This window comes from Zhongshania guokunii, from assembly GCF_040892635.1.
GTDB lineage: Bacteria > Pseudomonadota > Gammaproteobacteria > Pseudomonadales > Spongiibacteraceae > Spongiibacter > Spongiibacter guokunii.
On the sequence record NZ_JBFRYA010000006.1, the window covers coordinates 22369 to 35097 of the forward strand.

Sequence of the window (12729 nt, forward strand, 5' to 3'; positions counted from 1 at the left end):
ATGTCACTCCTTTTTTCGGGTATGTGAAAAATCCTGAAACATTCTTTCCGACTATCTTTTTGTTTTTCTTAGTAAATTTTGCGAGAGTCGTTTTATGAGTACAGGCCTGTACAGACCTGAAGATGTGCGCGACAACTGTGGCTTTGGCCTGATCGCTCACATGCAGGGCACCGCCAGTCACGCTTTATTGCAGACTGCCATTGAGTCGCTGACCTGCATGACGCACCGCGGCGGTATTGCTGCCGACGGTAAAACCGGTGACGGCTGCGGCTTGCTGCTTAAAAAGCCCGATGCATTCCTGCGGACTATGGCCCGCGAAGCAAATGGCGTTGAGCTAACGGCAACCTATGGTGTTGGCCAAATCTTTTTGAGCCGAGATCCCCTGCGTGCCAAAGCGGCTCGGGAAGCCTTTGAGGCTGTCCTCAAAAACAACAACTTACAGCCTGCTGGTTGGCGTGAAGTTGCTATCGATCCAACGGTGTGCGGCGAAATCGCCCTGTCTAGCCTGCCTCGCATTGAACAGTTGTTCATTAACGTTGAGGGCATGGATACCCAACAGCTGCGTACTTGCCTCTTTGTGGTGCGCCGCGAAGTGGAAATTGCGACAAAAGATGATCCAGATTTTTATATCTGTAGCCTCTCGGCCGACGTAATCGCCTATAAAGGTTTGGTGATGCCGGTGGATTTGCCGCGTTTTTACCTAGACCTAGCAAACCCTGAGCTGGAAACGGCGATATGCGTATTCCATCAGCGCTTCTCAACGAATACGAGTCCACGCTGGCCGCTGGCCCAGCCATTTCGTATGCTGGCCCACAATGGTGAAATTAACACTATTGAAGGTAACCGCAACTGGGCAGAGGCGAGAACCAAAAACTTCAGCAGCCCGCTGCTGCCTGATGTTGCAGATTTAATGCCGCTAGTGAATCGCACTGGCTCTGACTCTTCGAGCTTGGATAATATGCTTGAATTGCTGGTTGCTGGGGGCATGGATCTATTCCGCGCGGTGCGTATGTTGGTGCCGCCAGCTTGGCAAAATATTGAACACATGGATGCGGATTTAAAAGCATTCTACGAATACAATTCCATGCATATGGAGCCGTGGGACGGCCCTGCTGGTTTGGTGCTTACCGACGGCCGTTACGCCGTGTGTATGCTCGACCGCAACGGCTTGCGCCCGTCGCGCTGGGTGATTACCAAAGACGGTTTTATTACCGTGGCATCGGAAATTGGCACTTACGGTTATCAGCCCGACGACGTTGTTGCCAAAGGACGAGTTGGGCCTGGGCAAATATTGGTTGTTGATACTGAAACTGGTGAAGTCCTTCACACCGAAGAAGTGGATAATCGCCTGAAGTCTGCACACCCCTATAAACAGTGGCTGCGCGAAAACGGCAATCGTCTGCAAGATCAGCTGGGTCAGGGTAATCGTCCCGAACTACCCGAGGGTGATACCCTCGTTGCCATGCAAAAGTATTTCCAAGTCAGCTTCGAAGAGCGCGAGCAGGTATTATCTGCTTTAGCTGATAGCGGCAACGAAGCTGTTGGCTCGATGGGTGATGATACGCCGATGGCGGTTCTGAGCCGTCAGCAGCGCTCGCTATACGATTACTTCCGTCAGAAATTTGCGCAGGTTACCAATCCGCCAATCGATCCCTTGCGGGAGTCGATTGTAATGAGTTTGGAAACGTTGCTCGGCGCTGAGCAAAATGTTTTTGAACAAACGGCTGACCACGCCGACCGTTTGATTCTGACTAGCCCAGTATTGTCGCCAGATAAATTTGACCGGCTGATGCACGTTGATTCGCCGCGCTACCCTCTAGCGCGGATTGAACTGGCGTATGACCCAGCATTGACCTCACTGCAAGACGCAGTGACGGCTGTTGCCGAAGCGGCTGAAGCCGCCGTGCGCAGCGGTAAAGTTATTTTGTTATTAAGTGATCGTGGTATTGAACCTGGCATGTTGGTTGTTCACAGCTTGCTGGCAACGGGCGCCGTGCATCACCACTTGATCAAACAGGGTTTACGCTGCGATGCCAATATCGTTGTTGAAACTGGCAGCGGTCGCGACTCTCATCAAATGGCCTGCTTGTTTGGTTTTGGTGCGACGGCGGTCTACCCTTATATGGCTTTCGCTGTTATTAGCGATATGTTGGAAGATGGCTCGATTCTCGGCGACGAGCAAACTGCGCACACCAATTACTGCAAAGGCATTAATAAAGGTCTGCTCAAAATTATGTCCAAAATGGGCATATCGACTATCGCTTCTTACCGTGGTGCCCAGTTATTTGAGGCTATCGGTTTAGCTGACGAAATTGTGAACACTTGCTTTAAGGGTGTTGCTAGCCGTATCGCTGGAGCAGGTTATGCCGAATTGCAACGCGATCAAGAAGCTTTGGCGACCATCGCATGGCTGCCGCGTAAGCCGCTAGATCAGGGTGGTCTACTGAAATACGTGCACGGCAAGGAATATCACGCGTTTAACCCCGATGTCGTGATGACTCTGCAAGACGCGGTTAAGAGCGGTGACTACGCGGTTTGGAAAAAATACGCCGACTTAGTGAATACTCGCCCCGTGGCAACCTTGCGGGACTTGCTGGGTATTAAAGACGACGTTAAACCGATACCGTTAGACGAAGTGGAGCCTATCGAAAGTGTGCTGCGCCGCTTTGATTCGGCGGGTATGTCGTTGGGTGCATTGAGCCCTGAAGCTCACGAGGCGCTGGCAACGGCAATGAACCGCTTGGGTGGTCGCTCTAACTCTGGTGAGGGCGGTGAAGATCCCGCGCGCTACGGCACTGAGCGGGTATCTAAAATCAAGCAGGTTGCTTCTGGGCGATTTGGTGTAACCCCTCACTATTTGGTGAATGCCGAAGTTCTGCAGATTAAGGTCGCTCAGGGTGCTAAGCCTGGTGAGGGTGGTCAGCTGCCTGGCGGTAAAGTGAACGCCTTGATCGCGCGCCTGCGCTATGCGGTGCCCGGCGTAACTTTGATTTCACCGCCGCCACACCACGATATTTATTCTATCGAGGATTTGGCCCAGCTGATTTTTGACCTTAAACAGGTTAACCCCAGCGCGCTAGTGTCGGTTAAGTTGGTATCTGAGCCCGGTGTTGGCACTATCGCCGCGGGTGTTGCTAAAGCCTATGCCGATTTGATTACCATTTCTGGTTATGACGGTGGTACGGCGGCCAGTCCAATTACCTCAATTCGCTATGCTGGCTCGCCTTGGGAGCTCGGTTTGTCCGAAGCCCAGCAAACTTTGCGCGGCAATGGCTTGCGCGGCAAAGTGCGGGTTCAGACCGACGGCGGCTTAAAAACCGGCCTCGACGTGGTTAAGGCTGCAATGCTCGGTGCTGAGAGTTTTGGTTTTGGCACCACGCCAATGGTGGCGTTGGGTTGTAAATACTTGCGTATTTGCCATTTAAATAACTGTGCGACCGGTGTTGCAACCCAAGATGAACGTCTGCGCGATGAACACTTTATTGGTACTGTGGAAATGGTGATGAATTTCTTCACCTTTATCGCAATGGAAACCCGCGAGTGGATGGCCAGCATGGGCATTCGCACCATGGCTGAGTTGATTGGCCGCACCGATTTAATGGAACAGAAACAGGGCCAGACTGACAAACACGGCTTGCTCGACTTGGCACCGATCTTGTACAAAGATCCGGCAATGGCCGGTCAGCCTGAGTTCTGCGAAGTGGATCTAAACGCACCTTTCGACAAGGGCGAGAAAGCCGAGGCAATGGTTGCCGCGGCGCTGCCGGCGATAGAAGCGAAAGCCGGTATTGAATTAGATTTCGCTGTTACTAACTGCGATCGCTCTATTGGCGCACGTCTGTCCGGTGAAATTGCCAAGCGTTATGGCAATCTTGGGATGGAAGATGCACCGGTTACCCTCAACCTAAAAGGCACTGCGGGTCAGAGCTTTGGGGTGTGGAATGCGGGCGGCCTTAACATGCTCTTGGAAGGCGATGCTAACGACTACGTCGGTAAGGGCATGGCTGGCGGTAAATTAGTAATTTACCCGCCCAAAGGTAGCGTGTTTGCTAGCCAGGATACCGCGATTATTGGTAATACCTGTTTGTACGGTGCTACAGGCGGTAAATTGTTTGCCGCGGGTATTGCCGGCGAGCGCTTTGGCGTGCGGAACTCTGGCGCCCATGCGGTAGTAGAAGGCGCTGGTGATCACTGCTGTGAATACATGACTGGCGGTAATGTGACCGTATTGGGTCCTACAGGGGTCAATTTTGGTGCAGGTATGACCGGTGGCTTCGCCTATGTGCTCGATGAAGCCAACCGCTTCGTCGATCGCTATAACAGTGAGCTAGTTGAAATGTGTCGGATTACCTCTGAGTCTATGGAGGCCTATCGGGCACACTTGCGCGGCAATATTCAAGAGTTTGTGACTGAAACTGGATCGGCTTGGGGTCAGCATATACTTGATAATTTTGACGACTACATCGGTAAGTTCTGGATGATTAAGCCTAAGGCGGCGAGCCTCAGCCGTTTGCTTGACTCCACCAGAAGACGTCCGGAATAAGCTAAGCCGAGTAGCGATGAGGTAAATCGAAAATGGCAGAACGTTTACAAAATACATTCCAGTTTCTTGATGTTGGTCGTCAGGATCCCGGCAAAAAAGACATGGTGCAGCGTAAAACTGCGTTTGTTGAAATTTACGAGCCTTATAAAGAAGAGGACGTAAAGCAGCAGTCGCACCGTTGCCTGAGCTGTGGCAATCCCTATTGTGAGTGGAAATGCCCAGTTCACAACTATATTCCCAATTGGCTAAAACTAGTCACTGAGGGCAATCTGTTCGAGGCGGCGGAGTTAAGCCACCAGACCAATAGCTTGCCTGAGGTATGTGGCCGAGTTTGCCCGCAGGATCGTCTGTGCGAGGGCGCATGTACCCTAAATGACGGTTTTGGCGCGGTGACGATTGGCTCTACTGAAAAGTACATAACTGATACTGCACTGGCCATGGGTTGGCGCCCAGATATGTCTAAGCGGGTGTGGACTGATAAGAAAGTTGCGGTGATTGGTTCTGGCCCTGCAGGTATCGGTTGTGCCGATGTATTGGTGCGCGCTGGTGTTAAGCCAGTGGTATTTGATCGCTATCCAGAAATTGGCGGTCTGCTGACCTTTGGTATTCCCGAGTTTAAACTTGAGAAGTCTGTTATCCAGCGTCGCCGCAAAGTGTTGGAAGACATGGGCGTCGAGTTCCGAGTTAACGTTGATGTTGGTGTTGATATCACACTCGAGTCCTTGCTCGAAGAATACGACGCCGTATTCCTCGGTATGGGTACTTACAAATACATGAAGGGCGGCTTCCCCGGTGAAGATCTGCCCGGTGTTTACGACGCCCTGCCGTTTTTGGTTTCTAATGTAAATCGCAATATGGGCTGGGAAAAAAGCGCAGCCGACTTTATTGATGTGAAAGGCAAGCGGGTTGTGGTTTTAGGCGGTGGTGACACGGCAATGGACTGTAACCGCACCTCGATTCGTCAGGGCGCCGAAAGCGTAGTTTGCGCTTACCGCCGCGATGAAGAAAATATGCCAGGCTCGCGTAAAGAAGTACAAAACGCCGGTGAAGAAGGCGTGCAGTTCTTCTTTAATCGCCAGCCAATCGCCATTGTTGGTGATGAGCATGTCGAAGGCATCAAAGTTGTAAGTACTCAGCTTGGTGAAGCCGACGAGAATGGTCGTCGCCGCCCCGAAGTGATTCCAGGCAGCGAAGAAGTGATTCCCGCAGACGTGGTCTTGGTTGCCTTTGGCTTCCAGCCCAATCCACCGTCGTGGATACAAGACGCTGGTGTTACCGTAAATAGCTGGGGCGGTATCGATGCCGCCGAGCAGCAAACCTATAAATTCCAAACCAGCAATCCGAAGATATTTGCTGGTGGCGATATGGTGCGCGGCTCAGACTTGGTGGTTACCGCCGTATGGGAAGGCCGCCAAGCCGCTGAGGGTATATTGGATTACTTAAAAGTTTAAATCGCAGGACGCTAGACGGGAGACGGAAAACGCAAAAACTGTGTGGCGTTCCATCCTAGCGTCTCCCGTTTACCGTCTAGCATTGAGCGACTTATGACTGAGCTAAAAAACGATACCTTCCTCCGCGCCCTGCAGCGCGAACCGGTGGAATACACGCCGGTATGGATGATGCGCCAAGCTGGCCGTTATCTTCCTGAATACCGTGCTACCCGGGGCAAGGCCGGCGATTTTATGTCGCTGTGCATGAATCCTGAGCTGGCCTGCGAGGTGACTTTACAGCCGCTAGAGCGTTATCCGCTGGATGCCGCTATTCTGTTTTCAGATATTTTGACTATTCCCGATGCGATGGGTTTGGGCTTGTATTTTGAAACTGGCGAAGGCCCGCGCTTTAAGAAAACCGTGCGCACCATGGCCGATGTAGATGCCTTGCCGATTGTCGATGGCGAGAATGACCTCACTTACGTTTGCGACGCGGTGCGTACTATCCGTCGTGAGCTCAATGGCCGCGTGCCGTTAATTGGTTTTTCTGGCAGCCCTTGGACTTTAGCTACCTATATGGTTGAGGGCGGTGGCTCAAAAGACCACGCCCGCTGCAAGGCCTTGGCTTTTGACCAGCCAGAATTGATGCACGCCTTATTAGATAAATTGGCTAAAAGCGTCACTGCCTATTTAAACGATCAAATCCGCGCTGGCGCCCAGGCGGTGCAAATCTTTGATACTTGGGGCGGGGCACTTAGTCACAATGCGTATCAAGAATTCAGCCTGCGTTATATGCAGCAGATTGTTGATGGCCTGATTAAAGAAAATGATGGTCGCAAAGTGCCGGTTATATTGTTCACCAAAAACGGCGGGCAGTGGTTAGAGTTGATGGCGGCAACAGGTGCCTCGGCGCTGGGCCTAGACTGGACTACCGATATTGGTGCGGCCAGAGCTCGGGTTGGCGATAAAGTTGCCCTGCAGGGCAATATGGATCCTTCTATGCTGCGGGCGTCGCCGGCGCGGATTCGCGAAGAAGTTGCGATAATCTTAGCCCGTTACGGTACTGGCCCTGGTCACGTATTTAATTTGGGTCACGGGATTACCCCTGAGGTAGACCCAGCTCATGCTGGCGCGTTCATCGAATGTGTTCGAGAGCTATCGGCGCCATATCACGGCAAGTAATTGCTAAGCTTTAATCGTAAAAAAGGCGGGTTATCCCGCCTTTTTTCATAGCTTTATAGATACCTCAATTACAGTTTAAGGCCTAGGGCATAACCTCCACAAAATGCTTCCATCTGTTTTGGAGGTTAATAAACCACTGGGGAGCGCCGTTACCGGTGCCGGAAAATTCCAGTTCCGGGTAGTGTGCGGTTACCCGATTAAGTATGCCGTGGTCTTTTTCATTAATATCGATAAGTAGTAAATGGCGACCGCTGGCCAAGGCCTGCTGGAAGCGCTTGAACTCGTGGTGTGGTTCTTGAATACCAAAGAGGCCGCCCTCCCAAGTGAAGAAGCCGAGCACCACAATGGCGAGGAATATAAAGGGCATCCAGCCCGCGGCGCTTGCTGTTGCGCCGGAGTAATGACCGACTGCCAGTACAACGGCCGCGGCGGCAGCGCCAATTAAAGCGCCGCGCTCCATTGAGTGGACAACATCTTTGCGTAATACTGCCTCAACGTCGTTGAGTTTTCGCGTTGTGACGCCGCGGTCATCATTGCTTAAGACGTGAATTTGCGGTGTAGATATTCCGTTTGCTTCAAGGTCGTGTTCAACAGCTTCAAGTTTGTCTAGATTGTCAGCCAGAAAAAAATAGCGTTTCATATTATTGTACTCCTAACCGTAGCTAGTATATGCAGTAGCACAGGGCCTGAGAGAATAAGGTCATTGCTGCTACAATCCTCTGCTTCAGTCTATCAGTCTCTGGGCAGACTGCCCCGTGCTTTATAGGGCGTTATTATTGTATTTTTGTCTAAGCGGCTCGGCTGTGATTGCCGATAAATCTAATGCCAAGGTGATTTTGGGAGCTAAATGAGCACTATAAACGGTGAAAAAGCTAGTATCGAGATTGTTGAGGGCGGTGTCCGCGCTTGGCTGGAGCAGGTTGTGGTGGGCTTGGGTTTGTGTCCCTTTGCCGCCAAACCCCTGCTGGAAGCGCGGGTGCGAATAGATGTTAGTTTGGCGCAAAATTTGGAAGAATTGGCAGGTGATTTACACCTAGGGCTGTGCCGATTAGAGGAAACTCCCGCCGCCGAATTGGAAACTAGTCTTTTAGTTGTGCCGAATATGCTGGCTGATTTTTACGACTATAACGACTTTCTCGATATCGCCGATGCCATGGTGGAGGAAGGTGATTGGGAAGGGGTGATTCAAATTGCCAGCTTCCATCCTCAATACCAATTTGCTGGAACTGAGCTAAGTGATGCGGAAAACTTTACGAATCGGGCGCCTTACCCGATATTTCATCTACTGCGCGAGGCTAGTCTTGAGGCGGTATTAGCTGTGTACCCTGATCCAGAGGCAATTCCAGAGCGAAATATTCAGCTGTTTCAGAATATGGATAAAGCCGCTATTAAGGCGTTATTCCCCTATTGTTTTCGCTAAGCCGACTTAGTTACTTGCTCGGCGGGAACTGATTTAGGATCTCGGCAACGGTCGCTTCGATCGCGGCTGCATTGGCTTTGGGGTCGTTGTTGTGCAGTTCGACAACGAGTGAACCCCGCCAGCTCAATTTCCTGTCGGTGGGGTCCAGGAAATCAATAATAATTTGTACATTGCGGTTGACGGTGTCTTTGCCAAGCGGGACGCCAACTGAACTACTCATACCAAAATTGCCGCCAAAACTGCCAATTCCCAAGCCTAGACGGGGGCTGCGGTCGATGGTGTCGGCGGCTTCGGCTAAATAGTACTGAACAATAAAGTCGGCAGTATGTGACGGTTGCGCTGGGGTAAATAAGCGAGCTTTAATCTGGTTTTGCAGGGAAGCTTTAACATTGTCGGTTATAAAGGGGGATACGCTTTTATCAGCGCCGCTGTTCTCCGACATAATATAGCGCTGGTAACGACTGAAATCGACGCTGGGATTGTAGTCGCTTACGACTTTGGTGGTGCTACAAGCGCTTAGCAGGGCGGCGAAGATAAGCATCGCTAGGCTGGTGGTTTTCATATATTTCTTCCTTATTGCCAATGTGGCCGGAAATTTTTGCCTAATTCTGCGCACGCTGCGTGCCTAGGACAGCTTAGCAGGTGATCGTTTACAAAGCCCAAGGCCTGCAAATTGGCATAACAAATAGTGCTGCCAAAAAAACGAAAACCGCGCTTTTTAAGATCTTTGCTAATTTGGTCTGATTCAGGGCTGGTAGCGGGGATTTCCGCCATACTCTGCCAGTGGTTTTGAATCGGCTTGTCGTTAAAATAAGACCACATATAGCGGGCAAAGCTCCCGTATTCTTTTTGGATGTCTAAAAATAAACGAGCATTGCTTATGGCACTTTCGATTTTTAAACGATTGCGCACAATGGCGGGATTGGTCTTTAAAACCTCGACCATAGCCTCGTCGAATTTAGCAACTTTACGAGGGTTGAAATTGGCAAAGGCCTTTTTATAACCTTCGCGTTTACGCAATATGGTTAGCCAGCTTAAACCAGCTTGCGCTGACTCCAAGGTTAAAAACTCAAAATGAGTGGCGTCGTCATCACAGGGAACTCCCCACTCCTGGTTGTGGTAGCGAATATACAGTGGGTCACTTAGACACCAGCCGCAGACTTCAGACACAGCGCGCACTCCTTTTCATTTTTCTGGCAGATTACACCATTCACTGCGCTGGCGGCTATGCCATAATGAGGGCCATTATTTCCTAATACGCAAATTCAACAGGGAGTTTTATGAAGATTATTAAGCCAGTTTTGGCCTTGTTATTGGCGGCAACTGTCGTCGCTTGCGCTGAGTCACCTACCGGTCGCCGTCAAGTGCTGTTGTTTTCCGATGGGGAAATGTCGCAGATGGGCGGCACCGCATTTGATGAAATGAAAAAGAAAATGACCATCAACAAAGACAGCGCCACCAATCGCTATGTTAGCTGCGTTGCTGATGCGATCACTGCTAGCTTGCCCTCTGAGTGGCGTGGCAGTTGGGAGGTTGTAGTGTTCGAAGAGGCGTCGGCAAACGCCTTTGCTTTGCCAGGCAAAAAGATTGGCGTGCACACTGGTATCTTCACCGTGGCTAAAAATGCAGATCAACTGGCGACAGTTATCGGTCATGAAGTAGGCCATGTATTGGCTCACCACAGTGCAGAGCGCATGTCGGTGCAAAGTGTCGCCGGTACCGGTACTCAGCTGGTAGGCGTGTTATTGGGTGAGGGCGCAGGTAAAGAAACTGTGATGGGATTGCTCGGTTTAGGTACCCAGTATGGCGTCGTACTGCCCTATGGCCGCGCTCAAGAATCAGAAGCGGATTTAGTGGGTTTGGACTTGATGGCCAAGTCTGGTTTTAATCCCCAAGCCAGTATTACGCTTTGGCAGAATATGAGTGCGGTTAGCGGCGGTCAGCCGCCTGAGTTTATGTCGACTCACCCCTCGCATGCCTCGCGTATAAAAGATTTACAAAGGCAGCTCGTTACTGCGACGCCACTGTATCAGCGTGCGCAGGCCAACGGCGTTAAGCCGGTATGCCGCCGCTAAGGGAAGTTGAAGCGTGTTTTAAAGCTAGGGGCGCTAGCGACGAGAGGAGGGTTGTCTCGTCGCTGGTCTTGCGGCTGATATTATTCGTCGCAACAGGCGCGGTGATTCATCGACAGCGCTGGTGCTAGGCAGTCTGGCTTGCCGATGACCTTGGCTGGTACACCAGCGACCATGGTGTGAGCAGGTACGTCACGCAATACCACGCTACCCGCCATCACTTGTGCACCCTCGCCAATATGGATATTACCCAATATTTTGGCGCCTGCACTGAGTAATACTCCGTCAGCAACTTTCGGGTGGCGGTCGCCTTCCTCTTTGCCGGTACCGCCAAGGGTGACCGACTGCATAATTGAAACATTATTGCCGACCACGGCGGTTTCACCGATGACGATCCCCGTGGCGTGGTCCATTAAAATACCGCGACCAATTTTGGCAGCCGGATGAATATCCACGCCAAACTCACAGGAAATCCGGTTTTGAAAATACAGCGCCAGCGAGGTTCGACCTTGCAGCCACAGCGCGTGAGCAATGCGGTAGGACTGCAGGGCGTGGAAGCCTTTAAAGTATAAAAAGGGTATCGACAGGCTTGAACACGCGGAGTCGCGCTCGAACACCGCGCAGATGTCGGCGCGTATGGCGCGGCCAATCTCTGGGTCGGTAATAAAGGCTTCTTCAATCACTTCTCGCACCAGTAGAGCGGACGCCGCTGGGCTGTTGAGGATATGCGCCAAGTGATAGCTCAGTGCGGTTTCCAAGGTGTCGTGGTTGAGAATAGTCGAATGCAGAAAACTGGCCAATACAGGCTCGCGCTCAACCTCGCAGGCGGTCTCCTTGCGGATGGTTTGCCATACGGGGTCGAGTTTGTCAGTTGTTTTGCTTGCGGCGTGAATAGTCATCGTCAACACGGTAATAGAAAATGTTGCAATAGTATAGCGCTGGCGGCGGCGTCTGTAACGCGGGTGAGGCTTAGCCTACACAACTGGATGTTGCCCTAATGGGCTGCGCTTAAGATTTGCGCACCGTCGCTACATTATTTGGTCTTTGGGCGTGGGATTATCTCAATTTTGGCAGGCACGCCTTCTGATCCAATCAGCAGCTTTTTTCCGTCGCGGCTAAATGTGCCAGCTTCAATCTGCGGCATTCTGTTCACATTTACCACCGTTGGTGTCTGGTTTAGCGCGTGCAGCCACGTTTGATTTTTCAGGCGGGGAAAATAATAGGTTTTGCCTGAGGTCACTATGATCGCCGCATCGCCTGCGAGGCTAAATTCCATGGCGGTGGGCGAAAAGCGGGTGATACGTCCAGCGCCTTGGGCTTGGTGTTTGTCCTCGCTGGGAATACTGCGCACTTCGCCAAGGTAATTCAGCGGAATCGGTTGGCCGGTGAGTGCATCTAGCGAAAAGCGATAGAGGCGGGGGTGAATGTCGCGTTTAGTTAGTATATAAACAAAGCGTTCGCGGCTGTCTACCGCCATAGCTTCGGCATCACGGGGGCCATCTTCATTGACCAGTAAAAAATGGCGGCTAATGGCCAATTCCATCTGTGGGCTAGTTAGCGTCTGGGGTTCCGTTAGCAAATAAACGTCGGTGAAGGGCCGGAAGGACAAATTGTCGCCAATATCGGCAATTAATAAGTAGCTGCCACTGCGGTCTCTGAAGCTGCTCATATCCTCCCAGTCAAAGGCTGTTGCGCCTTTGATCTTCAGTTCAGTTAGTACCCGGCCTTGCTCGTCAAAGGCAAATAGGCGCGAGCTGTCGCCACTGTCGTTGTGCGCCCAATAGCGATTGGCGCGGCTGGGGCTGGCACTGATGCCGCTCATTTCTCTGAGTTGGGGGGCGTTCACTTGAAACTGCTGACTAGCCGTTTCGTTTGCTGTGGCGGCTAAGCCGGCCTGCGGCCAAGCCGAAGTCAAAAGTAAACCCAGAACACAGAATAGTCTGACAAGTGCGCTAAGTTTGGGGCCGGCCATAATATTCCTACTGCTTCTGGTGGGGGCGAGCGCTGGGGCAGAGCGCTAAGTACCGAGTATAGAGTGTGCAAATGACACTTTGTTCCTAATTTATCACGCTAACAGAATGT

General features: G+C 51.6%; 10 protein-coding genes. 5 read left to right on the forward strand and 5 right to left on the reverse strand.

Annotated features, from left to right (window positions below; all coding sequences use genetic code 11):
• Positions 1 to 94: 94 nt before the first annotated feature.
• From gltB to hemE, 3 genes are all read left to right on the forward strand, one after another.
• Positions 95 to 4543 (forward strand): glutamate synthase large subunit, encoded by a 4449-nt coding sequence (gene gltB, locus AB4876_RS08145; protein WP_368381149.1) that lies wholly within the window; start codon positions 95 to 97, stop codon positions 4541 to 4543.
• A gap of 32 nt (positions 4544 to 4575) precedes the next feature.
• On the forward strand, positions 4576 to 5994 hold the full coding sequence (locus tag AB4876_RS08150) for an FAD-dependent oxidoreductase (RefSeq protein ID WP_368381150.1): 1419 nt from the start codon (positions 4576 to 4578) through the stop codon (positions 5992 to 5994).
• 93 nt (positions 5995 to 6087) lie between these two features.
• The gene (hemE, locus tag AB4876_RS08155; protein WP_368381151.1) at positions 6088 to 7155 is read left to right on the forward strand and encodes a uroporphyrinogen decarboxylase; all 1068 of its coding nucleotides are present in this window, start codon (positions 6088 to 6090) and stop codon (positions 7153 to 7155) included.
• Between the two features lie 82 nt (positions 7156 to 7237).
• On the opposite strand, the gene AB4876_RS08160 is transcribed toward hemE, so the two are convergent.
• Complete coding sequence (locus AB4876_RS08160; RefSeq protein WP_368381152.1) at positions 7238 to 7795, reverse strand: NAD/FAD-utilizing enzyme; 558 nt, start codon at positions 7793 to 7795, stop codon at positions 7238 to 7240.
• Between the two features lie 207 nt (positions 7796 to 8002).
• Here AB4876_RS08160 and AB4876_RS08165 point away from each other — a divergent pair, with 207 nt between their 5' ends.
• The gene (locus AB4876_RS08165; RefSeq protein WP_368381153.1) at positions 8003 to 8575 is read left to right on the forward strand and encodes a DUF1415 domain-containing protein; all 573 of its coding nucleotides are present in this window, start codon (positions 8003 to 8005) and stop codon (positions 8573 to 8575) included.
• A 10-nt stretch (positions 8576 to 8585) separates the two neighbouring features.
• Here AB4876_RS08165 and AB4876_RS08170 read toward each other — a convergent pair whose 3' ends face one another.
• Positions 8586 to 9137, reverse strand: a complete 552-nt coding sequence (locus AB4876_RS08170) for a DUF4136 domain-containing protein (protein ID WP_368381154.1) — start codon at positions 9135 to 9137, stop codon at positions 8586 to 8588.
• Positions 9138 to 9148: 11 nt separating this feature from the next.
• The gene (locus AB4876_RS08175) at positions 9149 to 9745 is read right to left on the reverse strand and encodes a DNA-3-methyladenine glycosylase I (protein WP_368381155.1); all 597 of its coding nucleotides are present in this window, start codon (positions 9743 to 9745) and stop codon (positions 9149 to 9151) included.
• A gap of 110 nt (positions 9746 to 9855) precedes the next feature.
• Here AB4876_RS08175 and AB4876_RS08180 point away from each other — a divergent pair, with 110 nt between their 5' ends.
• Complete coding sequence (locus AB4876_RS08180) at positions 9856 to 10650, forward strand: M48 family metallopeptidase (protein ID WP_368381156.1); 795 nt, start codon at positions 9856 to 9858, stop codon at positions 10648 to 10650.
• A gap of 80 nt (positions 10651 to 10730) precedes the next feature.
• Here the strand turns inward: AB4876_RS08180 and cysE are convergent, their stop codons facing one another.
• Both cysE and AB4876_RS08190 read right to left on the reverse strand, forming a co-directional pair.
• Positions 10731 to 11546 carry a serine O-acetyltransferase gene (cysE, locus tag AB4876_RS08185; protein WP_368381157.1) on the reverse strand — a complete coding sequence of 272 codons (816 nt, stop codon included), beginning with the start codon at positions 11544 to 11546 and terminating at the stop codon, positions 10731 to 10733.
• Positions 11547 to 11680: 134 nt separating this feature from the next.
• Positions 11681 to 12619: a hypothetical protein gene (locus AB4876_RS08190; protein WP_368381158.1), complete on the reverse strand. Its 939-nt coding sequence runs from the start codon at positions 12617 to 12619 to the stop codon at positions 11681 to 11683.
• Positions 12620 to 12729 lie beyond the last annotated feature (110 nt).